General features: G+C 70.9%; 22 protein-coding genes. 9 read left to right on the top strand and 13 right to left on the bottom strand.

Annotated features, from left to right (window positions below; genetic code table 11):
* Positions 1 to 77: 77 nt before the first annotated feature.
* Entirely contained in the window at positions 78 to 668 is a 591-nt protein-coding gene (locus tag ACIBK6_RS07110) for a TetR/AcrR family transcriptional regulator (protein ID WP_399049508.1), read from the top strand.
* Positions 669 to 675: 7 nt separating this feature from the next.
* Here the strand turns inward: ACIBK6_RS07110 and ACIBK6_RS07105 are convergent, their stop codons facing one another.
* From ACIBK6_RS07105 to ACIBK6_RS07085, 5 genes are all read right to left on the bottom strand, one after another.
* On the bottom strand, positions 676 to 1,899 hold the full coding sequence (locus tag ACIBK6_RS07105; protein ID WP_399049506.1) for a beta-ketoacyl-[acyl-carrier-protein] synthase family protein: 1,224 nt from the start codon (positions 1,897 to 1,899) through the stop codon (positions 676 to 678).
* A gap of 173 nt (positions 1,900 to 2,072) precedes the next feature.
* A complete protein-coding gene (locus ACIBK6_RS07100; protein ID WP_399049505.1) occupies positions 2,073 to 2,627 on the bottom strand; it encodes a flavoprotein in 555 nt (184 codons plus the stop codon).
* A gap of 191 nt (positions 2,628 to 2,818) precedes the next feature.
* Positions 2,819 to 3,205 carry a hypothetical protein gene (locus ACIBK6_RS07095; RefSeq protein WP_399049503.1) on the bottom strand — a complete coding sequence of 129 codons (387 nt, stop codon included), beginning with the start codon at positions 3,203 to 3,205 and terminating at the stop codon, positions 2,819 to 2,821.
* A gap of 2 nt (positions 3,206 to 3,207) precedes the next feature.
* Entirely contained in the window at positions 3,208 to 3,834 is a 627-nt protein-coding gene (locus ACIBK6_RS07090) for a hypothetical protein (protein ID WP_399049501.1), read from the bottom strand.
* A gap of 348 nt (positions 3,835 to 4,182) precedes the next feature.
* Complete coding sequence (locus ACIBK6_RS07085) at positions 4,183 to 4,659, bottom strand: hypothetical protein (protein WP_399049499.1); 477 nt, start codon at positions 4,657 to 4,659, stop codon at positions 4,183 to 4,185.
* A 36-nt stretch (positions 4,660 to 4,695) separates the two neighbouring features.
* On the opposite strand from ACIBK6_RS07085, the gene ACIBK6_RS07080 reads away from it, so the two are divergent.
* The 4 genes from ACIBK6_RS07080 (at position 4,696) to ACIBK6_RS07065 (ending at position 6,929) form a co-directional block, all read left to right on the top strand.
* The gene (locus ACIBK6_RS07080) at positions 4,696 to 4,965 is read left to right on the top strand and encodes a hypothetical protein (protein ID WP_399049497.1); all 270 of its coding nucleotides are present in this window, start codon (positions 4,696 to 4,698) and stop codon (positions 4,963 to 4,965) included.
* Positions 4,962 to 5,129, top strand: a complete 168-nt coding sequence (locus ACIBK6_RS07075) for a hypothetical protein (protein ID WP_399049495.1) — start codon at positions 4,962 to 4,964, stop codon at positions 5,127 to 5,129. Before ACIBK6_RS07080 ends, ACIBK6_RS07075 begins: the two co-directional genes overlap by 4 nt.
* Before the next feature lie 88 nt (positions 5,130 to 5,217).
* Positions 5,218 to 5,349, top strand: coding sequence for a hypothetical protein (locus ACIBK6_RS07070; RefSeq protein ID WP_399049493.1), 132 nt, complete (start codon positions 5,218 to 5,220; stop codon positions 5,347 to 5,349).
* 329 nt (positions 5,350 to 5,678) lie between these two features.
* Entirely contained in the window at positions 5,679 to 6,929 is a 1,251-nt protein-coding gene (locus ACIBK6_RS07065; RefSeq protein WP_399049491.1) for a helix-turn-helix domain-containing protein, read from the top strand.
* An 853-nt stretch (positions 6,930 to 7,782) separates the two neighbouring features.
* Here the strand turns inward: ACIBK6_RS07065 and ACIBK6_RS07060 are convergent.
* Both ACIBK6_RS07060 and ACIBK6_RS07055 read right to left on the bottom strand, forming a co-directional pair.
* Entirely contained in the window at positions 7,783 to 9,012 is a 1,230-nt protein-coding gene (locus ACIBK6_RS07060) for a TerD family protein (protein WP_399049489.1), read from the bottom strand.
* A 136-nt stretch (positions 9,013 to 9,148) separates the two neighbouring features.
* Complete coding sequence (locus ACIBK6_RS07055) at positions 9,149 to 9,961, bottom strand: NAD-dependent epimerase/dehydratase family protein (RefSeq protein ID WP_399049487.1); 813 nt, start codon at positions 9,959 to 9,961, stop codon at positions 9,149 to 9,151.
* Positions 9,962 to 10,230: 269 nt separating this feature from the next.
* On the opposite strand from ACIBK6_RS07055, the gene ACIBK6_RS07050 reads away from it, so the two are divergent.
* Both ACIBK6_RS07050 and ACIBK6_RS07045 read left to right on the top strand, forming a co-directional pair.
* Positions 10,231 to 11,184, top strand: coding sequence for a 5-dehydro-4-deoxyglucarate dehydratase (locus ACIBK6_RS07050; protein WP_399049485.1), 954 nt, complete (start codon positions 10,231 to 10,233; stop codon positions 11,182 to 11,184).
* The gene (locus ACIBK6_RS07045) at positions 11,181 to 12,323 is read left to right on the top strand and encodes a hypothetical protein (RefSeq protein WP_399049483.1); all 1,143 of its coding nucleotides are present in this window, start codon (positions 11,181 to 11,183) and stop codon (positions 12,321 to 12,323) included. Before ACIBK6_RS07050 ends, ACIBK6_RS07045 begins: the two co-directional genes overlap by 4 nt.
* Positions 12,324 to 12,418: 95 nt before the next feature.
* Here the strand turns inward: ACIBK6_RS07045 and ACIBK6_RS07040 are convergent, their stop codons facing one another.
* Positions 12,419 to 13,666 (bottom strand): MFS transporter, encoded by a 1,248-nt coding sequence (locus tag ACIBK6_RS07040; RefSeq protein WP_399049482.1) that lies wholly within the window; start codon positions 13,664 to 13,666, stop codon positions 12,419 to 12,421.
* Positions 13,667 to 13,851: 185 nt separating this feature from the next.
* Between ACIBK6_RS07040 and ACIBK6_RS07035 the strand changes: the two genes are divergently transcribed.
* On the top strand, positions 13,852 to 14,640 hold the full coding sequence (locus ACIBK6_RS07035; RefSeq protein WP_399049480.1) for an HAD family acid phosphatase: 789 nt from the start codon (positions 13,852 to 13,854) through the stop codon (positions 14,638 to 14,640).
* Positions 14,641 to 14,706: 66 nt separating this feature from the next.
* On the opposite strand, the gene ACIBK6_RS07030 is transcribed toward ACIBK6_RS07035, so the two are convergent.
* From ACIBK6_RS07030 to ACIBK6_RS07010, 5 genes are all read right to left on the bottom strand, one after another.
* Positions 14,707 to 16,167, bottom strand: a complete 1,461-nt coding sequence (locus tag ACIBK6_RS07030; protein WP_399049477.1) for a peptidoglycan D,D-transpeptidase FtsI family protein — start codon at positions 16,165 to 16,167, stop codon at positions 14,707 to 14,709.
* A 183-nt stretch (positions 16,168 to 16,350) separates the two neighbouring features.
* On the bottom strand, positions 16,351 to 17,007 hold the full coding sequence (locus tag ACIBK6_RS07025; protein WP_399049475.1) for a response regulator: 657 nt from the start codon (positions 17,005 to 17,007) through the stop codon (positions 16,351 to 16,353).
* Positions 17,004 to 18,230, bottom strand: coding sequence for a sensor histidine kinase (locus ACIBK6_RS07020; protein WP_399049473.1), 1,227 nt, complete (start codon positions 18,228 to 18,230; stop codon positions 17,004 to 17,006). Before ACIBK6_RS07020 ends, ACIBK6_RS07025 begins: the two co-directional genes overlap by 4 nt.
* Complete coding sequence (locus ACIBK6_RS07015) at positions 18,230 to 19,213, bottom strand: hypothetical protein (protein WP_399049471.1); 984 nt, start codon at positions 19,211 to 19,213, stop codon at positions 18,230 to 18,232. The genes ACIBK6_RS07020 and ACIBK6_RS07015 overlap by 1 nt, the downstream gene beginning before the upstream one ends.
* Before the next feature lie 166 nt (positions 19,214 to 19,379).
* Positions 19,380 to 20,147 carry an IclR family transcriptional regulator gene (locus tag ACIBK6_RS07010; RefSeq protein ID WP_399049469.1) on the bottom strand — a complete coding sequence of 256 codons (768 nt, stop codon included), beginning with the start codon at positions 20,145 to 20,147 and terminating at the stop codon, positions 19,380 to 19,382.
* 152 nt (positions 20,148 to 20,299) lie between these two features.
* Between ACIBK6_RS07010 and ACIBK6_RS07005 the strand changes: the two genes are divergently transcribed.
* Positions 20,300 to 21,832 (top strand): aldehyde dehydrogenase (NADP(+)), encoded by a 1,533-nt coding sequence (locus tag ACIBK6_RS07005; RefSeq protein ID WP_399049468.1) that lies wholly within the window; start codon positions 20,300 to 20,302, stop codon positions 21,830 to 21,832.
* The last annotated feature ends 14 nt before the right edge of the window (positions 21,833 to 21,846 follow it).

The raw sequence follows: 21,846 nt of genomic DNA, 5'->3' as shown, positions 1-21,846 counted from the left end.
CCCGCAAACCGGGGAGTGTCTCCGCTTGATGTCAGGTAAGATACGGAGACAGTCCCCGGTTGGCAAGGAGTAAAGGAATGGCGCAGATGGGAGCGGGTGCTGCGGCCAAGCCGATGAGGGCGGACGCCCGGCGCAACTACGAGGCCATCCTGAAAGAGGCCGCGATCGCCTTCGCGGAACACGGTGAACAGGCCTCGCTCGACGACATCGCCAAGCGGGCGGGCGTCGGATCCGGCACGCTCTACCGGCACTTCCCGAACCGGCAGGCCCTGCTCGAAGGCGTCTACGTCGACAGCATCGAGGAAATCGCCGCCCGCGCCGACGAGTTGGGCGCGGGGCCCGATCCGGGTGAGGCGCTCCGCCTGTGGCTGCGTGAGCTCGCCGAGCAGATGATCCGCATCCGGGGGCTCAAGGCGCTGCTCGGCGCGGCCGTCACGGACGGCAGTTCGGCGGTCATGTCGGCGTGCAGCGAGCACCTCAAGGCCGCCGCCGACCGGCTGCTGTCCGCCGCCCAGGACGCGGGCGCGGTCCGCCGCGACCTCAAGCGCATCGAACTCCTGCGCCTCACCCACGCCCTCGCCACCGCCGCCGAACTCTCGCACGGCGGCACCGAGGACGTGGGCCGCTATCTGACGCTGCTGCTCGAAGGCATCGGGCCGGCGGCCTGAGTGCGTCTCAGGAGGAGGCCTTCGCCAGGACCAGGCTCACGTTGTGGCCGCCGAACCCGAAGGAGTTGGCGAGCGCCGCGTCCCAGGAGCCCGTACGGCTCTGGCCCGCGGCCACGTCGAGCGTGACCGCCGGGTCGAGGTTCTCCAGGTTGCGGGTGGCGGGCACGGTGCCGTCGCGCAGCGCGAGCAGCGCGGCGATCGCACCCACCGCGCCGGAGGCGCCCAGCATGTGCCCGGTCATCGACTTGGTGGCCGTGACCACCGGGTGGGTACCGATGGCCCGGGCCACCGCCGCCGCCTCGGCGAGGTCGCCCGAGGGCGTGGAGGTGGCGTGCGCGTGCACCACGCCGATGTCCGTGGGGCTCAACCGGGCGTCCCGCAGCGCCGATTCGATCGCCCGGACCTGACCGGCCACGTCGGAGGCCGTGATGTGGTCCGCGCTGGACGTGACGGCCGCACCGGCCACCGACCCGTACACCCGCGCCCGCCGCGCCCGCGCGAACTCGGCCCGCTCCAGCACGAGCAGACCCGCGCCCTCGCCCATGACGAAACCGCTGCGGTCGGCGTCGAACGGCCGGGACACCGACTCCGGGTCCTTGTCCTGCGTCGACAGCGCCTTCATCTGCGCGAACGCGGCGATCGTGAACGGATGCAGACAGGCCTCGGTGCCGCCGGCCACCACCACGTCGGCCCGCCCCGCGCGGATCAGGTCCAGGCCCATCGCGATCGCCTCGGCCCCCGACGCACACGCGCTGACCGGAGTCCGGGCCCCGCCCTGCGCGCCGAGCTCCATGGACACCCAGGCGGCGGGGCCGTTCGGCATGAGCATCGGCACGGCGTACGGGGACAGCCGCCGGGCACCGCTCTTCTCATACGTGTCGTCCTGGCCCAGCGTGGTCAGGACGCCTCCGGTGCCGGTGCCGATCACCACGGCGAGCCGCTCCGGGGCCACCTCGGGGGCACCCGAGTCCCGCCAGGCTTCGCGGGCGCCTATCATCGCGAGTTGTTCACACCGATCAAGCTTCCGCGCCTCGACCCGATCGAGCAGCGAGACCGGGTCCACGGGCAGCCCAGCGGCCACCCGCACCGGCAGCCCCAGCGCCCACTCCTCCCCGATCAGCCCCACACCGGACCTACCGGCCAGCATCCCCGCCCAGGTAGTGGCCACATCCGCCCCCAGCGGGGTGATCGCACCGAGCCCGGTGACAAGCACTTCTCCAAGATCACTCATGCCCCCGACTCTGCCAGCGGGGGGTGCTCCGCGTGGATGGGGGTGGGGTAGCGATTTGTCCTGCGGGGGTTGTGGGGTTTCTACAGGGGGGTCGTCCAGAGCGGCCACCCGGTCTTCCCTGCGGCGAACGCAGAACGCACAGAACCTCGATCGGCAGGTGTGCGGGACATGGATCAAGAACGGGGCCGGGACCCGACAGTCGTGCCCACCGCATCCAGGGCAATCCGCCACGGATAGCCCTCCGGACGGCCCTCGCCAGGCTGGTTCGGTACGAACCCGCCTTCGCCGTACAACACTGTCACCCCAGCCCGGCGCAGCGTCGCCACGGATTGCTCGAACTGCGGATGCTGCACATAGGCCGCGTTCACGCACGGCATCGCCACCGTCGGAATGTGCTTGCCAATCCCCTCAGCGACGACCCCGACGACGAATGCCGAAGTCAGCCCGAGCGCCCACGCGTTGATGCTGTTGAAGGTCGCCGGCGCGAACAGGATCACGTCAGCGGGCGGCCAAACGTCCGGCTCCCCGGGCCGCTTGTACTCGCTGCGCACCGGGTGTCCGGTCAGAGTGGCGAGGCCCCCGAGCGACTCCTCCAGCCAGTTGGCCGCGGTCGGCGTCAACCCGAGGCACACATCCCAGCCGTCGGCCTGGGCCTCCTCGATGACCCGGGCGACATTGAAGACTGGCGGGGCCGCGCTACAGAACAAGTACAGCGTCCGTGAAGTCATGAGGCCAGTGGATCACATGCAACTGCCCCCGAACCGGATGGAATCGGGGGAGGCGCGGACCAGGCCACGCGCCAGGCCCGCGCGAGTACCGTTCCATATGACGAGTAAGGAACGGAGACCAGTATGCCGAGACCGGACGACGACCACACCGGCGCGCGCATCAAAGGCCGCCGGCAACGGCTCGGAGAGCGTCAGGATCCGAGGACATCCATCAGGTGGTCATCAAGGTCCGCCACCCAGTCCTCCCGCCGCCACGGCCGCAGCTCCTGACGGGCTCGCCGCAAACGGATCGCCGGTACCCGACCACCTGTCGTCGCAGCCGCCAGCGCACACTCGTGCAGTAGGTCGGCCGCCGACCGCGGGTCGTCCATGCGGATCCGGGCCAGCGCCTGATCTGTTGCGGTGATCGCCCGCTGCACCTGCTCCCGCGGCGCCACCAGAGCGCCGGCCGCAGCAGCGAACCGGTCGTGCGCAAGCCCCGCGTCTCCGACGTACAGCTCGCAGACCCCCTCGAACCCCCGCAGATGCCCAGCGGTGAAGCTCGACGCGGACGGGTCGCCGTCATGGTCGCGCTCCATGTCTACCAGGCCAGCCCCAACGCCGCCTGAGCCTGCCGCTCTTCGCCCGCACGAGCCGCGATCTCCGCGTGCAACGCATGAGCCCTGGCCCGCACGACGACACTGGCCCCATTGCGGGCATCCCGCACAGCCGCTTCCACCAACGTCCGGGCGCCGTCGAGGCCTTGCGTCGAGTACAGTGTCGTCAGGGCGTGACTCATGTGGACGGTGGCCCGCCGCCACGGATCCGGCAGCAGCCCGGCTTCGCGGGTCGCGACGGCGTACAGGCCGCGGGAGGCGACATCGTCCCGGGTCTCGAACGCCAGACGCCCGGCCAGCGTGTGCGCTGCCACCGCGATGCCACGCAGCTGCGGGAGGACGGGCTCTGGAACGGGCCCGGCGATCAGCTGGCGGCAGGCCTCCAGGGCGGGAGCGAGCATCAACTGGAGGCGCACGAACGCCAGGCTGCCGACCTGGGCGTTGACGTCGGTGACGACCGACGACAGGCCCGACACGAGTTCTTGGTCAGCGCGCGACGGGTCGGCCATCGCCGCTGCCAGCCCGGCCTGGACGCCAGTCGACAGCAGGGCAAGCATGCCGCCGCCCTGATCCGTCGCTGTCCGCACCAGCATCGACCGCAGCTCGGCCAACTGGGCTGCGCCTTCGCCGAGATGAGTGAGCGCGTCGATCAGCTCGGCGAAGTCCGAGCCCGCGCCGAGCGCGATCGCTCCTGCTGGAGTGCGGCCGTAGAGGTGGGCGAGGAGGAGTTGGTGGCGGGCGTCGGGGCAGGCCGGTTTCGCAGCCTCCCAGCGTGCGACGGACCGTTGCAGACCGGCGACGGACGGCAGCGAACTGCGAGGCTGCCCCAGCTGTCCGGCGATCGCGATCAGGGCGCGGGCGGCTCGGCGAGCGACAGGCCACGGCGCCGACGCAACGCTTTGAGGATTGCCGCACCGGCCGCTCTGTCGCCCATGTCGCCATGGTGGCGCAAATCGCGTCTACACGGGCACGATCAGGCGCGGTTTCCCCTGCTCCGCCGTGTAGTTGATCGTCTGCCACGTCCCGGTCGACGGCTCCGTGGCGTGCGGGAAGCCGATGGTCATGGACGCGTGGTCGACCATCCACCGGTTCCGGGCGTGGTAGGCGGGCGTGTGGAGTTCTGCTGCGCGCAGCTCCACGATGTCCTCGATGCGGTCTCGCGTGCGGGTGATGGCCTGACGCGCCTCGTCAGGCTGCTGGTCGACTGTGCCCGGAGTGACGATGGTGATGTCGGCGTCGGTGTTCTCGGCCAGCCAGAGCAGGGTGAGGGAGTCGATGCCCTGGGCGCCGCCGATGTAGAAGTGCGCGTCATCGGCGAAGGGTTGGAGGTACGCCGTGAACAGGTTGGCGTAATCGTCCAGGGTGCGGTGTCCGGTCGTCCGGGTCCCCGTAATCGCCACCGCCCGCATGATCAACTCCGTGTCATAGGGTGTCATATCCCGCCCAGCCTCCCGCGTTGAGATCGTCTCTGCATGGACAGCGACCTGCAGAAACTCGCAGGCCACCTGCGGAAACGCGGACTCCACGTCGACGTCGACGACACGGAACCCCACCTGCAAGCGGCCAGCCCCCTCCACGAAATGCTCACCGAGGACATTGCCACGGACGGAGACCTCTACGTCACCTCGTTCGGCTACGAAATCGGCGAACGCGGCCACGAAGCCAGCTGCGCCGAACGCATCGCCCACCTCCTCCTCCTCGTACCCGTCCAAACCGGCCCCAGGACGGAGCAGGCCTCATGACAGCCATGAGCGGCATCAAGATCTGCCTGTACTGCGACAGGCCCATTGAAGGCGTCGCCATCAAGGTCGGCCAAGCCGACGCCCACGCCTCAACGAGCGGAGCCCGCCCGGACAACTGGCGCCACCTCAAAGGCGATCCCGCCTGCCGCGCCACGACCCACTGACTCCCTGCCTCAGCCGAACCCCACGCCTGGACCGATGCCGAAGAGCCCCGGGGAGTAGCTATGCTGCCGCCCGGAGAGAGGAGGGCCGATGGAACGAGAGTGGATCGACCCCCGCTATGCGCGCCTCGCCGCTGAACTGCGTGCACGGGAGAAGGCAGCCGAGAAGGCTGGCCTGCCCCTGAGGCCTCAGCGAGGGTTCGTCATCGTGTCGAAGACCTGACGTAGCGCCCGGCTGCCGCCGTTCCCGGCTGGGGGCGGGTTCTGCCCAGTCGCGCATCCCTCTCCAGCACCAGCTCGCGGTACAGCTTGACGTCCTCAGGCGACAGCGCCGCCCGCTCCCGAAACGCCCGGCTGGATCTCCGAGTTGATCACCGCGACAGAGCGCGCGGGGCTGCGGTCGGCAGGTGTGGCGGGCATGGATCAAGAATGGCGCCGGGCCCCGGCAATGGTGCCGCCGCGATGGCCGAACTCCCCCTGTTCCCCTGACAAAACGACGGCCTCACCCCATACCCTGACAGTGACGAGCTGCAAGGAAGGGGCAAGGCCGTAATGCGCAACAATGCTACCCCGGACCCATTCGCCGAACCCGTCGCCTTCGGGCAACGCGTACAAATCCTGCGCGACCGCCGCGGCATGAGCCGCCCCGTCCTCGCCGGCCTCCTCGGCATGTCGCCCTCGTGGCTGAAGCAAGTTGAGAATGGTCAGATCCAGGTACCGAAGCTGCCGATGATCCTCCGTATCGCGGAGGTTCTCCGTGTCCGTGACCTCGCCGACCTCACCGGCGACCAGTCCCTGGCCGTCGACTTGTTCATCGGCCCGGGACACGCCAAGCTCCCCGCTGTTCGCGACGCGATCAACGCGTTCCCGCTGTCCGTGGAGCGGCCCGTGCCGTCGGCACTCCACCTGCGACACCGGCTGTCCGGAGCATGGACGGCACGCCACACGGCCCCCAATCACCGTGAGGTGCTGGGCGACTTGCTGCCGGACCTCATCATCGACGCCCAGCTCGCGGTCCGCGCAGCCGACTCGGCAGCCGACCGCAGGGCGGCTCAGGCCGCGCTGTCCGAGGTGTACTCCCTGTCGCAGTTCTTCGTCGCCTACCAGCCCGACAGCAGCCTCCTATGGCGCGTCGCCGAACGCGGCATGGTCGCGGCCCATGAGAGCGAAGACCCGCACGCCATCGGCGTCGCCGCCTGGCTTACCGCCCAAGCCCACCGCGACAGCGGGCCGGGGCACTTCGATGTCGCCGACGCCGTAACCACCGAAGCCCTCCGTTACCTCGAACCGTTCCTCCCCGACGCGCCCGACAAGGTTCTCGCGATCTGCGGAGCCCTCCAGTTCGAAGCCGGATACACGGCTGCACGGCGCGGGGAGAACGGCGTTGCTTGGGGATGGTGGGACAAGGCAGACAAGGCCGCCAGGAAGCTCCCAGCCACCTACTACCACCCCATCACCAGCTTCTCGCGGGCCATCATGGGTGCCCACGCCGTCACCGTCGCCGTCGAACTGCGAGCCGGCGGGGAATCGGTGCGGCAGTCGGTGAAATCGGACGCCACCGCCATCCCCTCCCGGCCGCGTCTGGCCCGCCATCGGATCGAGGAGGCTCGCGGCTACCAGCTCGACAACCAGCCCGAGGTTGCGCTCGCTACCCTCGACAAAGCCCACGAAGCCGCCCCGGAGACGATCCGCTACAACGGGTACGCGCGCCGGATCATCCTGGAGGAGACCGAGGCGAAGAGCCCGGACCGGCGCCGCAGGGCTTCCGAACTCGCAGTGAAGGTGGGCCTGCTGGCAGCCTGAGCGAACACGTGGACGAGGGGCAGGATTCCTGCCCCTTCTTCATGCCCGCCGCGCTGACGCTGGTTTTCACACCAGCTGACAACGACGTGCGGGGAACGATATGACCAGCCACGAACCCAACCTTCCGGACCCCGAGTGCGCGTATTGCCCGAATCCGGGTGCCGATTGCTGTGTACGTCTGGCCGCGACAACCAGCGGTTCCCCGAGGCCCGTTTTCGCGCACCGGCGGTGCGCCGAGGACCGTGGCATCAAGCCCCTGTACGACCTGACGCGGCGGCCCGTGACAGTGGTGGCGTTCCCATGGGCGTGAGCAACGACCGACCAGCAGTCCGCACGGGGTACACCTCGGCGGAGTGCCGACTCGACGCCCACTGGCGATGCGACGGCCCGCAGGTCATCCGCGAACGGCCCGCGGAATCGCCGATCCAGACCCTCAACTCCGACTGCGCTTGCCACAGCCAGTCCCGCTGACTCCCGTCCCGGCCGAACAACTCCCTGGCAGGACCGCGGCCAGGACGGGGCCTTAGCACCGGGAAGGCCGGTCCGCCCCTGAGGCCTCAGCGAGGGTTTCGTCATCGCGCCGAAGACCTGACGTGGCGCCCCGGCTGCCGCCGTTCCCGTGGTGGCGGCCGGGGTCAGACTCTGCTCCAGCTGGCCAGTGACCGACGGGGAAACCGTTGGGAAATCGGGGCGGCAAACGCCTACCGCCCACTACGCGAATCTGATGGTTACTAATGGAAACCGGCAATATCCGTATTGCGGGCCCGACCGCCCGATGCCGGGCAGTCGGCGTGACGGTTCAAGGCGGCAGCATGGGTCCGTGACCGGCGTCAGCCCTCCGACCGGCGAAAACCTACAGCGCCTCCGCCCCGGGCTTGACCATGCCTCGGACCGTGCGGGACTTCGCGAAGGTGCCCAGGGCGGTCATTTCCCACTCTCCGGAGAACTGCCTGACCAACTTGGCCATCAGGACGCCGGTCTGCGGCTCCGCGCCCGTCAGGTCGAAGCGGACCAGTTCCTCGCCGCTCGCCGCGTCGATCAGGCGGCAGTAGGCCTTGGCGACCTCGGTGAACTTCTGGCCGGAGAAGGAGTTGACCGTGAAGACCAGGCCGGTGGCCTCGGCGGGGATGCGGCCGAGGTCGACCACGATCACCTCGTCGTCGCCCGCGCCCTCGCCCGTCAGGTTGTCGCCGGAGTGCTTGATCGCGCCGTTCAGGATGGAAAGCTTGCCGAAGTAGCAGCTGTCCAGGTGGTTGCGCTCCGGGCCGTAGGCGATCACCGACGCGTCCAGGTCGATGTCCCGGCCGCCGTACGCGGGCTCCCAGCCCAGGCCCATCTTGACCTGGGTGAGCAGCGGGCGGCCGGCCTTGACCAGCGACACCGTCTCGTTCTTCCGGAGGCTGACCCGGCCCTTGTCCAGGTTGACCTTTCCGCTACCCACAGGCGTGGGCGCGGGCGGGACCGCGGGCGTCGGCGGGGCGGGTGCGGCCAGGCGCGGGTCGGCCGGGGGAGCGGACGGCATCGGAGGCGCGGCGGCCGGTGCCGTGGGTTGCGGGGGTATGGCGACCGGCGCCGCGGGCTGCTCCTCGACCGTGACGCCGAAGTCCGTGGCGATCCCGGCGAGTCCGTTGGCGTACCCCTGGCCGACCGCGCGGGCCTTCCACGCGCCGCCGCGCAGATAGATCTCCATGACCACCAGGGCTGTCTCGGCGCCCAGTTGGGGCGGGGTGAACGTGGCGATCACGCTGCCGTCGTCGGCGTTGCGCAGGGTGGCCGTGGGTTCGATGCCCTGGAAGGTCTGGCCCGCCGCGTCCGGGCTCGCGGTGACCACGATCTTCTCGATGCCGGGCGGCACGGCGGCGGTGTCCACGACAATCGCGTCGGGCGGGGTGCCGCCGCCGGAGCGGTGGGTGACACCGGGGCCCTGCGGCTGGTTGTAGAAGATGAAGTCGTCGTCCGAGCGGACCTTGCCGTCGGCGGTGAGCAGCAGGCCCGAGACGTCGAGCCGCACGGGAGCGGCGACCTCCACCGTCACGCGGCCGGTCGGGAGCGGAAGATTCGAGCCGGGGGTCATTGCGGTCATGCCCCGGGAACGAGCGGCGCCGCTTTGCGGTTCCTTGAACCTCGGTCCAATGTCGTCAGGGTTCCGTCAGCGGGCACGCGACGGGCTCTCCAACGGAGACGGCGGCGGCGACAGTTCCGCGCCCCACCAGGCGGTTTCAATGCGGCCACATCGGCGGGTGGTCGGTGGTGAACTGGCCGCCGAGGTACGCGTGCCCCGGGTTGTCGGGGTCGAGCTCGCCCTGTTCCGCGAGGAGCTTCCCGGCGTACTGCTCGGAGTCGTCCAGCGGCTCGTATCCGAGCGCCCGCGCCGGTGAAAGGTCCCACCACAGGCGGGTGTTGGCGGAGGAGCCGTACACCACGGTGTGCCCGACCCGCTCGGCCGTGAGCGCGGCGTGGAAGAGCCGGGCCCCGTCGCCGGGGCTCAGCCAGATCGACAGCATCCGTACGGATGTGGGCTCCAGGAAGCAGGAGCCGATGCGTACGGAGACGGTTTCCAGGCCGTGCTTGTCCCAGTAGAGCTGCGCGAGGTCCTCGCCGAAGGCCTTGGACAGGCCGTAGAAGGTGTCGGGGCGGTGCGAGGTGGCAACCGGAATCAGCGGGTCCGCGCCCTGCGGGCGGGGTGTGAAGCCGACCGCGTGGTTGGAGGAGGCGAAGACGATCCGCCGTACGCCTTCCGCGCGCGCGGCCTCGTAGAGGTTGTACGTGCCTTCGATGTTGGCCCGGACGATCTTGTCGAAGGAGGCTTCGAGGGAGATGCCCGCGAGGTGCAGGACCGCGTCCACGCCGCGGACGGCCTCGCGCAGCGCGTCCTTGTCGGCGAGGTCGGCGGTGATTGCGTCCGGCTCGCCGGGGACGGGCAGCAGGTCCAGGAGCCGCAGCTCGTATCCGTACGCCGGGAGCAGCCCGCGCATCAGGGTGCCGAGTCCGCCGGCGGCGCCGGTCAGCAGGACGGTGCGGGGGGCGGGCATGGGCTCTCCTCGGTGCGCGGGGGCGGTCCAGGGAGCTCCAGGCCAGGTCGGTCAATGCCCTGATGCATCCATGGACATGGTTCACATGCGTGGAAACGCTAGGGAGTGCGGCCGAACCCCGTCAAGTGGCGCGCGCAGGCATCGAATTCGCCTGCGCGTCGGGGTTGTTCGTCTTGACCGCCGCTATTGCGACGGCTTAGCGTGGCGGAGTTCAGAAATATAGACGGCAGTCATAATTGTGCACAACGGCCTTGTTCAGGGAGCAGCCCGTGACCTCAGCCCCGCTCGCCGCCCGTCTCACTCACGTCAGCGGACCGCTGTTCTTCCCCGTGACCGCGTACGGGCCGGACGGCTCCCTCGACCTGGACACCTTCCGTGTGCACGTGAGGAACGGGATCGAGGCCGGCGCGGCCGCCGTGTTCGCCTGCTGCGGCACCGGGGAGTTCCACGCCCTGACCCCGCAGGAGTTCCGCGCCTGCGTCGGCGCGGCCGTCGAGGAGGCGGCGGGCCGCGTCCCGGTGGTCGCCGGCGCCGGATACGGCACCGCCCTCGCCGTCCACTACGCCCGGCTCGCCGAGGAGGCCGGCGCCGACGGGCTGCTCGCGATGCCGCCCTACCTTGTCGTCGCCGACCAGGCGGGCCTGCTGAGCCACTACACCGAACTGGCTGCGGCGACCCGGCTCGACGTCATCGTCTACCAGCGCGACAACGCGATCCTGACCCCCGAGACCGCCGTCGCGCTCGCCCGGGCCGACGGCATCATCGGCTTCAAGGACGGCCACGGCGACCTCGACCTGATGCAGCGCATCGTCAGCACCGTACGCGCGGCGGGACTCGACCCGCTGTACTTCAACGGGCTGCCCACCGCCGAACTCACCGGCCTCGCCTACCGCGGCATCGGCATCACCCGCTACTCCTCCGCCGTGTTCTGCTTCGCGCCCGACATCGCGCTGGCCTTCCACCAGGCCCTCGAATCGGGCGACGACGCCACCGCCAACCGCCTCCTCGACGGGTTCTTCGTGCCGCTCGTGGAGCTGCGCAACCAGGGCAGGGGATACGCCGTCTCGCTGGTCAAGGCGGGTGTACGGCTCGGCGGTCTGGAGGTCGGCGAGGTCCGGCCGCCGCTGAGCGCGCCGGCCGCCGGACACGTCAAGCAGCTGGCCGCGCTGATCGAACGGGGCCGGGCGCTGCTCGGCCCGGACGAGCCCGGGACGGGCGCGTGAGGAGCTCCGCGTTCCTCTACCCCTGGGACGTCCTCGGCGATCCCGAAGCCCCGGCCCGCATCGCGGACCTCGGCGTCCGCCAGGTGACCCTCGCCTCCGCCTATCACTCGACCCGGGCCCTGACGCCGCGCCATCCGAGCCACCGCATCGTCACGGCCGAGTACGCCGCCGTGCTGTATCCGCCGGGTGAACAGCTCTGGCAGGGACGGGAGTTGAGGCCGTACCCGGCCGGTTCCTGGGCGCCGGGCGACGCGTTCGGCCGGGCCGCCGAGGCCCTGGCGGCGGCCGGTCTCGATATCCACTCCTGGGTGGTGCTCGCACACAACTCCCGGCTCGGCGCGGAACACCCCGCGACCTCGGTCGTCAACGCGTACGGCGACCGCTACCCCTGGGCGCCGTGCATCGCCCAGCCCCGGGTCCGCTCCTACCTCGTCGCGCTGGCGGCCGAAGCGGCGGTCCGCCCCGGCGCGTCCGGTACGGAATTGGAGTCCTGCGGCTGGTACGGCCTCGCGCATCTGCACGCCCACGACAAGATCGCGGGCGTGGCGCTCGACGACACCGCGCAGTACTTGATGTCGCTGTGTTTCTGTGGTTCGTGCGGGGAGGGGTACGCCGAAGTCGGCCTGGACTCCCAGGAGTTGATGGAACGGGTGAGGGGGGCGCTGGAGCCGGTGTGGCGGGGCGGGCCGGTGGGCGCGTCCGGCGCCGAACTGCTCGCGGCCACCCTGGAGTTCCGCGCACGCACCGCCCGGACCCTCCAGGAATCGGCCGTCGCGGCGGTACGGGGGCGGGCTCGCGCAGGGTTCCGGGTGCTGCTGCACGCAGACCCGGCGGCCCACCACTGCGGGCCCAACACGGGAGTGGACCCCGCGCACATCCTCGGCGTGGCCGATGGGGTGGTCGTGCCCTGCACGGGTGGGGCGGGGCTGCTGGAACCCTTCGCCGCGAATGGCGCTCGGAGGGCGGTACTGGCCGCGAACTTCACGGTGGTGTCGGGGATGGGGGGTCGGCCGGGGGTGCTGGCGGAGGATGCGGCGCGGGCGGTGTCGCTCGGAGCGACGGAACTCCGGCTCTACCACGCGGGGTTGGCGTCGGATGCCGACCTTGAGGCGGTGCGGAGGTCGGGGGTGGTGGGATGAGGGGGCCTGCGGCGCGAATTCCCCTACCCGCCCCTTCCCGCTGTGACACTTTGCGGCTACCGCCGCGTGGGGGGCTCTGCCCCAGACCCCGCTCCTCAAGCGCCGGAGGGGCTTGATTTTTGGCTGAGGTCCGCTGAAACCGCCGGACGAGCAGGGGAAAGAACCAACCACCCCGCCACCACCAGACCCGCCGCCCCCACCACCGGCAGTGTCACCCGGTAGTCCGCCACCGCCACCAATCCCGAACCCAGCGCCAGCGCCACCGCGTTCGGGGCGAACAGCAGGGTGTTCGCCGTTGCCGTGGTGCGGCCGAGCAGCGCCGACGGCGTCGCCCGCTGCACCGACGTCAGCGTTGCGATCAGCACGCACGGCAGCCCTGCCCCCACCGAGAAGGCGCATGCGAGCGCCAACCCGTCGGAGGGCAGCGCGCGCAGGCACACCGCGACCGCGAACACCCCGGTGCCCGCCGCCCCGAACACCCTGGCGGGCAGCCGCCGCAGCAGCGGACCGGCGAGCAGCCCGATGCTCACCGACCCCGCCCCCTGCACGGCGTACAGCACCCCGATGAATCCGGGTGCGTGGCCGAGCCCCTTGTCGACCACCGCGTACAGCGCCGAACTGCCCAGGCTCGCCAGGAACATCGTGGCGGCTCCAGCCAGCACGAGCGGGCGCAGGGCCGGTGAGTGCCACAAGTGGTGGATGCCTTCCGCCGTTTCGGCTGTCCAGCTCGCGGACCGCGTGCGGGACGGGCGCTCCTCGCGCACCCGGATCAGCGCGAAGACCCCGCCTGCCAGGACGAAGGTGGTCGCGTCGAGCAGGGCCACCGCCGGGCCGCCGCAGCGGGCGTACAGACCGGCGCCCGCGAGCGGGGCGAGCAGTTTCATGCCCTCGTTGGCCGTCATCCGCAGCCCGTTGAAGTCGCCGAGCAGATCCTCGTCCAGGGCCGTCGCCACCAGGGCCGCCTCGGCCGCGTCCTGGACCACGCCGTTCACTCCGTACAGCACCAGCACGGCGAACAGGAGCCAGATCCGGTCGCGGGAGTTGGCGGCGAGGAGCAGTGGGAGCAGGGCGGCCATCGTCAGGTTGGCCGTCACCAGGAGGGGGCGGCGGCGCACCCGGTCCGCGACCGTGCCGAGCGCCGGACCGGCCAGCGTCGGCAGCCACATCGCGCACACCGTCAGCGCCGCCAGACTGTCCGAGCCGGTAAGCGACTTGACCCAGATGCCGGACGTCAGCCACATCGCGGACGAGCCGAAGCCCGAGACGACCACACCGGTCAGGAAGAGCCCGGCGTTCCGGTCGCGGAGAACCCGCGCGATCGCCCACTTCCTCGCATGTTTCACGGCGTCAAATGTGGCCAATAGGCAGGCCGCCGCGGATCGGGCGGATTCCCTACTTGTGCGCGCGCCCGCTTCCTAGTCAAGGGCGCCGACCGGGCACTTCGGCCACGTCGCGGCAGGACACAGTGCGGCAACGTTTTTGGCGTTTCCCCTGGCGGGGCGCGTGTGATGCGCGTAGACAAGCGATCATGCGCACTTTCACCAAAACCGCAGCCGCCGCCGCTGCGCTCGCCGTCACCGGTGTCGCCTTCTACGGAGTCGGCGCGGCCACCGCCGACAACGCGGCGCCGAAGTCGGACCGCGAGATCCCCAACATCACCAAGGTCGAAGACAAGATCAACGCGTACTACGGCGGTACGGCGGACGCCGCCGGGAACTACCAGGCCTCGCCCACGAGTAACTACGCCAAGCAGGTCGCGGAGATCGAGGCCCGTGCCAAGCGGCAGATCAAGCACGCCGCCGAGCACCCCGGGCGGGACGGCCGCAAGCCCGCCATCGTGCTCGACGTCGACGACACCACGCTGCTGACGTACGACTTCGAGAAGAAGAACGGCTTCGCCTACAACGCGGCCGCCTTCAACGCCTATGTGCAGCGTGCGCAGTCGATAGCCGTCTTCGGCATGCCGGACCTGGTCGACTACGCGGCCAAGAACGGTGTCACGGTCTTCTTCCTCACCGGCCGCGACGCCACCCAGCGGGACGCCAGCGCCGCCAACCTCAGCAAGGCGGGCTACCACGTACCGCTCGACGCCGCGCACTTCTTCCTCAAGGACAAGGCCAACCCGCCGGCCTACCTGAGCTGCGGAAAGCCCACCTGGACCTGTTCGACGGTCGACTACAAGTCGGGCACCCGCAAGCACATCGAGTCGCTCGGCTACAACATCGTCGCCAACCTCGGCGACCAGTACACCGACCTCTCGGGCGGCTACGCCGACAAGACGTACAAGATCCCGAACCCGATGTACTTCCTGCCCTGATCCAGCTCCGGTCCGGGGCGCCCGCCGTCTCCGCGCGCCCCGGACCGGGCCTCAACGGCACGTCTCTCACTGCGAAGCCAGCGCGGCCTTCATCATCGCCTGGGCGACCGGGCCCGCCAGGCCGTTGCCGCTGACCTCGGAGCGCGCGGCGTCGGAGTCCTGGACGACCACGGCCACCGCGACCTCCTTGCCGGTCTTCGGGTCCTTGGCGAACGAGGTGAACCAGGCGTACGGCGTCTTGGAGTTGTCCACGCCGTGCTGCGCCGTGCCGGTCTTGGCGCCGACCTCCAGGCCGTCCGTCTTCGCGTTGGACGCGGTGCCGTCGGTGACCACCGAGACCATCGCGCTGTACATCTGCTGCGCCGTCCTGGAAGACAGGATCCTCTTGCCTTCGGAGTCCCGGTACGACTGGAGCGTGGTGCCCTTGGAGTCGGTGACCTTCGAGACCATGTGCGGCGACGACAGCACACCGTCGTTGGCGATGGCGGCCGACACCATGGCCATCTGCATCGGCGTCGCGGTCACATCGAACTGGCCGATGCCCGAAAGGGCCGTCGACGACGAGTTCATGTTCTTCGGATACACACTCGCCGCGGCACGTACGGGAACGTCCAGCGCGGCGTCGTTGAAGCCGAACTTCTCGGCCATCGCCCGCACCTTGTCCTGGCCCAGGTCCACGGCCATCTTGCCGAAGACGTTGTTGCAGGAGTATTCGAGCGCCGTGCGGATCGAGGCGTTCTCACAGGGCGCGGACGCCGACTCGTTGCGCAGATCGGTCGTCGTGCCCGGCATCCGGTACGGGTTGGGGCTCGCGGTCTTGTCGTCGATCGAGGAGTAGAGCCCGTTCTCCAGCGCCGCCGACGCCACCACCAGCTTGAAGGTGGACCCCGGCGCCAGCGGCTGGCGCAGCGCCCGGTTGAGCATCGGCTGGCTCTTGTCCTCGGACAACTGCTTCCACGCGTCGCCGTCCGCCGACGAGGAACCCGCGATCTTCGACGGGTCGTACGACGGGGTGGACACCATGCCGAGGATGCGGCCGGTCTTCGGGTCCATCGCGACCGCAGCGCCCACCTTGCCGCCGAGCGCCTGGTACCCGGCTTTCTGTACGGCCGGGTCGATGGTGGTCAGGACGTCGCCGCCGGCCGCGCGCTGCAGCGTGATCGCGTCGAAGGGGTTCTGCGTGCGCGGGTCGCTGCCGTCGAGGACCTTGGAGTAGATCCCCTCCAGCTGGGTCGATCCGTACACCTGGGAGGCGAAGCCGGTGACGGGCGCGTACATCGGCCCGTCCTTGTAGCTGCGCTGATATGCGAGATCGCCGCTGTTCTTCCTCTCCGAGCCGGTGACCGGCGAGCCGGCCACGATGATGTCCCCGAGCGGCTGCGAGTACTCCGCGATGGTGTTCCGCCGGTTCAGCTTGTCGTCCGCGAGGGCCTGGCCTTTGTAGAACTGCACATAGGTGGCTCGTCCGAGGAGGGCGAGCACCATCAGCAGACAGAAGACCGAGGCGTGCCTGATTGTCTTGTTCATCCCGTACGCAAGACGGCCGGCCGGGAGCGTGAAGTTCCGGTTGCCCCGGTTTCTCAGGAAACATTCATCGGGCAGCGGTCTTGTGGAAGTCAGGTGCGGTACCGCGCCCTGAAGGGGCGCGGGGAACTGCGCGATCAGCCACGACCGGCCCGCAGCCGACGAACGCCACTTCCCGCGGAGCGCTCAGCGCGGCCGTACGAAGCCCGACTCGTACGCCGCGATCACCGCCTGGGTGCGGTCGCGGGTGCCCGTCTTGGCCAGGACCGAGGCGACATGGGTCTTCACCGTGGCCGGGCCGACGTACAGGCGGCCCGCGATCTCCGCGTTGGTGAGGCCCGTCGTCATCAGCCGCAGTACCTCCGCCTCGCGCTCGGTGAGCCGGGCCGCCCAGGCCGGGGCGGCTGGGCGGGCCGGTGAGTGCCGGGCGGCGAGGTCGCGGACCTTCGCCGGGAAGAGGAGCGAATCGCTGCGGGCGACCAGGCGGACCGCCTGGATCAGCTCCTCGGCCGCGGCCCGCTTGAGCAGGAACCCGGCGGCGCCCGCGCGCAGCGCGTCGTACACGTAACTGTCGTTCTCGAAGGTCGTGACCACCACGATCCGTGGCGGCGCCGCCATGGTGGCCAGGATCTGCTCGGTGGCGCGGATGCCGTCGATCTCGGGCATCCGGACGTCCATCAGGACGACGTCGGGGAGTCTGTCGCGGACGACCGAGACGGCCTCCGCGCCGGTGGCGGCCTCGCCGACCACCTCCAGGCCGGGCTCGGCGTCGAGGATCACCCGCAGCGCCGTGCGCACCATCCGCTCGTCGTCGGCGACCACCACCCGGATCGCGGTGCTCATCGGCCACCGTCCAGCGGGAAGCGCGCGCTGAGCCGCCACACGCCGTCCTGCGGGCCCGACTCGGCCCGGCCGCCGAGCAGCCGGGCCCGCTCGGCGATGCCGCGCAGCCCTCGGCCGCCGCCCGGCCGCACCACGGGCGCCGTATCGGACAGGGGGTTCTCCATCACCATCTCCAACTCTCCGCCACGGATGGCGACGTGCAGTGTCACGGGTGAACTCCCGCCGTGGCGAAGGGCGTTGCTCAGTCCCTCCTGGACTATGCGGTACGCCTCGCGCGAGACAAGCCCAGGCACGGCGGCCGGATCGCCTTCCAGCGTGTACGCCACCTCCAGACCGGTACGGGACAGCAGGCCCGCCAGGGCGGCCAGGTCCGGGGTCGCGAGGTCGCCGGCGTCGTCGTCCTGGCGCAACACGCCCAGTACGGAGTCGAGTTCGTCCACCGTGCGCCGGGTGGTCTCCTCGATCGCGGCGAGCGCGTCGCGGACGAACCCGGGGTCGGAGTCCAGGACGCGGCGGGCCGCGCTCGCCTGGAGGGTGACCGCGCTCAAAGCGTGGCCGATCGAGTCGTGCAGCTCGCGCGCGAGCCGGTTGCGCACGGCCAGTTCCGCGGCGCGCTGCTCGGCGACGGCGAGCCGGTCGGCGGGCGTCGGCCCGAGCAGCACCGGCGCGAGCCGGGCGAGCAGCGCGCCGGCCGCCGCCGAACACGCCGCCAGACCGAGCAGCATCGCGATCCCGGCGACCGGGGCGAGGGCGGTGCCCCAGCCGGTCGTGAGGGGGCCCGAGGTGCTGTACGGGGTCCCGCGCAGGTCCGGAAGGAGGGGAAACACGATGAGGAACACCGTGAACGGCGGCAGCGCCAGGCTCATCCCGCTCAGGATCCCGCCCGTCGCGACGTGCAGCGTGTACCAGGTGGCGGCGCGCAGCCGCGCGTCCCGGGAGCGTGCGGGCCCGTCGGCCAGCGCCGCCGGATCGACCTCGCACAGCGCCCGCACGCCGAACACCAGGAGCGGCCGGGCGATCGGCACGAGCCCGGAGACGGCGGCGAACGGCAGCGCGACGGCGAAGGAGGCGAGCGCGAGCGGGAACGAGGCGAAGGCACTGGTGCCGTGCGTGAAGGAACCGACGATGACGGAACCCACCAGGAAGTACGGCATCAACAGGGCCCCGCCCAGGACCAGATGGACCCAGCGGTGCCGCGCCCGCACCCCGAACAGCGCCCGCATCACGGCGTACGGTCCGGCTGCCGGGAGCGCTCGGCGAAGAAGTAGGCGCCGACGGTGACGGCCAGCATCCCGATGATCATCTGCACAGCGTAGGTGAGGTGCATCAGCGAGGTGGGCAGATCCCCGGGGTCGCCCGTGCTGCCGAGCGAGGCGAGCGCGAGCCAGCCGCCCCAGCAGGCGGTGGCGCCGGAACCCAGCCACGCGAGCGCCAGCGGCACCCGCAGGGGCAGCGACCTGCCGAGCCCGAAGGCGAGCATCAGGACGCCCGCCACCCCCAGGACGACGAACACGGTGAACACCGCCTCCAGCGCGTACTCGTCGCTGGTGCGCTGCTTGGCCAGGGACCGGCTGAGGCCCGCCGTCGACCCTGTGGCCCACAGCAGGTGCATCCCGGCGGGCAGCAGCGAGAGCACCGCGACGGCGACGGCGGCCGCGCGCTGTGCGGGCCGGGTGGGGCTGTCCGGCAGCTCGCCGGTCCGGCCGCGCCACAGGTGGCCCCAGCGGTCGCGGGCGTACAGCGCGAACAGGGTGCCGAGGGTGAGGCCCTGGATGATGAAGCCGCCGTAGACGATGCCGAAGACCCAGTCGTCGAGGATGGGGGCGCGGCCGGTGTCGGCGGGATTGTTGACGGTGCCACCGAGCGCGTGCACCAGGAGCTGGAGCGGGTATCCGGTCATGATCGGCGCGAGCAGGCCGGTGGCGAACCACATCGGCAGCGCGAGCACCCAGGCCTTCATGCGCAGGCCCCAGGGGCGGGTCAGGAGCAGCGCGAGCGCGATGACGCAGGCGTCCATGAGCACGGTGCCGCCGTTGGCCGCAGCCATGAAGGCGCGGTGCTCAAGGAGGACGCTGTGTTCGGGGATGCCGAGGTGGCTGCCGGAGATCCAGGCGATTTTGAGGGCGAGGTAGGGGAGGCAGGCGACGATGGTGACGGTGCGAAGTGCTGGGCGCAGGGTGGGGCGCGGCAGGGTGAGTGTGGTCATGCCCTCACGCTCCCGTGCCACCCCTGCCCCTCACCTCCTGCGGCCTGATGATCCGCCTCCGCCGTGCGGGGGAGTGCGGCTGCCGGCCAGTGGGCACGGGGCTCCGCCCCGGACCCCGCTCCTCAATCGCCGGAGGGGCTGATTTCTTGGGACCAGCGTTGCGGAGTCACAGCCGACGCGTCGCCAGGGTCAGGCGGTCCCTTGCGTCGAACAGGGCGTCCTTCACCATCTGTTCGTGGGCCGGGGTCAGCCGGGCCACCGGTACCGAGCAGCTGATCGCGTCGCGGGCCGGGGTGCGGTACGGGATCGCGACGCCGAAGCAGCGCAGGCCCAGCGTGTTCTCCTCGCGGTCCACGGCGTAGCCCTGCTCGCGGATGAGGTGCAGCTCCTCGATGAGCTTCTCGCGGTCCGTGATGGTGTGCTCGGTGAGCTGCTGGAGGGTCTCCGGGAGCAGTTTGCGCACCTGCTCGTCGCTGTGGGTGGCCAGCAGCGCCTTGCCGAGCGAGGTCGAGTGGGCCGGCAGCCGGCGGCCGACCCGCGTGAACGGGCGCAGGTAGTGCTGGGACTGGCGGGTGGCGAGGTAGACGACGTTCGTGCCGTCCAGGCGGGCGAGGTGGATGGTCTCGGTGGTGTCGTCCGAGAGCCGGTCCAGGGTGGGGCGGGCGGCGGCCACCACCTCGTCGCCGTCGATGTACGAGGTGCCGACGAGCAGCGCCCGGACACCGATCCCGTACCGGGTGCCCGTCGCGTCGGTCTCCACCCAGCCGAGCTCCACCAGGGTGCGCAGGAGCATGTAGAGGCTGGACTTGGGATAGCCGACCGCTTCCTGGACGGCGGCGAGGGAGTGCATTCCGGGGCGCCCTGCGAAATACTCGAGCAACTCGACGGTCCGCACCGCGGACTTGACCTGTGCTCCACCTGAATCGGCCGACATGCAGCTCCCCGCTCCTTCTCGCCAAGGCTTCTTGCCAAGGCGGAACGCCCGTCAATAGAGTCCCAGCATATTCAGCATCGGGAACTCTGTTCAGAATAGCGAACAAGTTCTGGTGGGCGGCAGTAGCGGAACGGCAGTGGAAGGACAACGCGGTGAGCGCAGCAGCACCAGTCTGGAGTGTCGACCCCCGAACCGGGAAGCCGCGTGAAGAGGTTGCGGTCGAAGCCACACCCGAGGAGGTCGACCAGGCGGTCCGGGCGGCCTCGGCCGCGCGCCCGGCGCTGGCCGACCTGAGCGCCCGCGCCGTGTTCCTGCGGACCGCGGCCGACCTCCTGGACGCGTCCGCCGACCACGTGGTGGAGGCCGCCGACGCCGAGACGGCGCTGGGCCCGGTCCGGCTCACCGGTGAACTCGCCCGCACCACCGCCCAGTTGAGGGACTTCGCCGAGGTCGTCGAGGAGGGGTCCTTCCTCGACGTACGGATCGACCACGCGGACCCGTCCCGCACCCCGCCGTGGCCGGACCTGCGGCGCGTCAGGATCCCGCTGGGTGTCGTCGCCGTCTACTCGGCCTCCAACTTCCCGCTCGCCTTCTCCGTGCCCGGCGGCGACACCGCGAGCGCGCTCGCGGCCGGCTGCCCCGTCGTCGTCAAGGCGCACCCCGACCATCCGGCCACCTCCGAGCTCTGCGTCTCGCTGCTGCGCCGCGCCGCGGTCCAGGCGGGACTGCCCGAGGACGTCGTGGTCCTTGTGCACGGCTTCACCGCGGGCGTCGAGCTGGTCCGCCATCCGCTGGTGGCGGCCGCCGGGTTCACCGGGTCGGTGCGCGGCGGGCGGGCCCTGTTCGACGCGGCGGCCGCGCGTCCGGTGCCCATCCCCTTCCATGGCGAACTCGGCTCCCTCAACCCCGTCGTGGTGACGGCCGCCGCCGCCGAGGAGCGCGGCGAGCGGATCGGGGCCGGGCTCGGCGCCTCGATGACCATGGGCGTCGGCCAGTTCTGCACCAAGCCGGGCTTCGTCCTCGCCCCCCAGGGCGCGGCGGGCGACGCCCTGCTCAAGGCCCTCACGGCGGCGGTCAGCGACACCGACGCCGGGGTGATGCTCGACCACCGGATGCGGGAGGCGTTCCTCGCCGGGGTCGCCGAGCGGGCCGCGCTGCCCGGTGTCGAGGCCCCGGTCACGCCCGGTGCGGGCGGCGAGCACACGGTGAGCGGCGGATTCCTGACCGTACCGGCCGCGCTGCTCGCCGGGGAGGGCGGGCACGATCTGCTCCTGGAGGAGTGCTTCGGCCCGGTGACCGTCGTCGCCCGGTACGCGGACGACCGCGAGATCGGCGCGGTGCTCTCCCGCCTCCCGGGCAACCTCACCGCCACTCTCCAGCTCTCCGCCGCCGAAGCGGAGGGCGACGGCGCGGGGCTCCAACTCCTCGCCGAACTCACCCAGTTGGCGGGCCGCGTCCTGGTCGACGGCTGGCCGACCGGGGTCGCGGTCGCCCCCGCCCAGCACCACGGCGGCCCCTACCCGGCGGCCACCTCCACCGCCACCTCGGTCGGCGCCACCGCCGTCGAACGCTGGCTGCGCCCGGTCACGTACCAGAGCACTCCGCAGGCCCTGCTGCCGCCGGAGCTGCGCGACGACAACCCGCTGGGACTGCCCCGCCGGGTGAACGCCCGCGACGGCGAGTGACCCGGCACGGGCCG

This window comes from Streptomyces sp. NPDC050485 (assembly GCF_044458185.1).
Taxonomy (GTDB): domain Bacteria; phylum Actinomycetota; class Actinomycetes; order Streptomycetales; family Streptomycetaceae; genus Streptomyces.
Note: the sequence above shows the minus strand (reverse complement) of the source record. Positions and strands in the feature narration are given on the sequence as shown.

Coding starts and splice junctions, on each gene's coding strand:
- ACIBK6_RS07015 (WP_399049471.1), bottom strand. CDS start 19,213: ATGACCACACTCACCCTGCCGCGCCCCACCCTGCGCCCAGCACTTCGC.
- ACIBK6_RS07070 (WP_399049493.1), top strand. CDS start 5,218: ATGGAACGAGAGTGGATCGACCCCCGCTATGCGCGCCTCGCCGCTGAA.
- ACIBK6_RS07100 (WP_399049505.1), bottom strand. CDS start 2,627: ATGACTTCACGGACGCTGTACTTGTTCTGTAGCGCGGCCCCGCCAGTC.
- ACIBK6_RS07080 (WP_399049497.1), top strand. CDS start 4,696: ATGGACAGCGACCTGCAGAAACTCGCAGGCCACCTGCGGAAACGCGGA.
- ACIBK6_RS07060 (WP_399049489.1), bottom strand. CDS start 9,012: ATGACCGCAATGACCCCCGGCTCGAATCTTCCGCTCCCGACCGGCCGC.
- ACIBK6_RS07010 (WP_399049469.1), bottom strand. CDS start 20,147: ATGTCGGCCGATTCAGGTGGAGCACAGGTCAAGTCCGCGGTGCGGACC.
- ACIBK6_RS07095 (WP_399049503.1), bottom strand. CDS start 3,205: ATGGAGCGCGACCATGACGGCGACCCGTCCGCGTCGAGCTTCACCGCT.
- ACIBK6_RS07020 (WP_399049473.1), bottom strand. CDS start 18,230: ATGCGGGCGCTGTTCGGGGTGCGGGCGCGGCACCGCTGGGTCCATCTG.
- ACIBK6_RS07055 (WP_399049487.1), bottom strand. CDS start 9,961: ATGCCCGCCCCCCGCACCGTCCTGCTGACCGGCGCCGCCGGCGGACTC.
- ACIBK6_RS07085 (WP_399049499.1), bottom strand. CDS start 4,659: ATGACACCCTATGACACGGAGTTGATCATGCGGGCGGTGGCGATTACG.
- ACIBK6_RS07110 (WP_399049508.1), top strand. CDS start 78: ATGGCGCAGATGGGAGCGGGTGCTGCGGCCAAGCCGATGAGGGCGGAC.
- ACIBK6_RS07065 (WP_399049491.1), top strand. CDS start 5,679: ATGCGCAACAATGCTACCCCGGACCCATTCGCCGAACCCGTCGCCTTC.
- ACIBK6_RS07025 (WP_399049475.1), bottom strand. CDS start 17,007: ATGAGCACCGCGATCCGGGTGGTGGTCGCCGACGACGAGCGGATGGTG.
- ACIBK6_RS07075 (WP_399049495.1), top strand. CDS start 4,962: ATGACAGCCATGAGCGGCATCAAGATCTGCCTGTACTGCGACAGGCCC.
- ACIBK6_RS07030 (WP_399049477.1), bottom strand. CDS start 16,167: ATGAACAAGACAATCAGGCACGCCTCGGTCTTCTGTCTGCTGATGGTG.
- ACIBK6_RS07035 (WP_399049480.1), top strand. CDS start 13,852: ATGCGCACTTTCACCAAAACCGCAGCCGCCGCCGCTGCGCTCGCCGTC.
- ACIBK6_RS07105 (WP_399049506.1), bottom strand. CDS start 1,899: ATGAGTGATCTTGGAGAAGTGCTTGTCACCGGGCTCGGTGCGATCACC.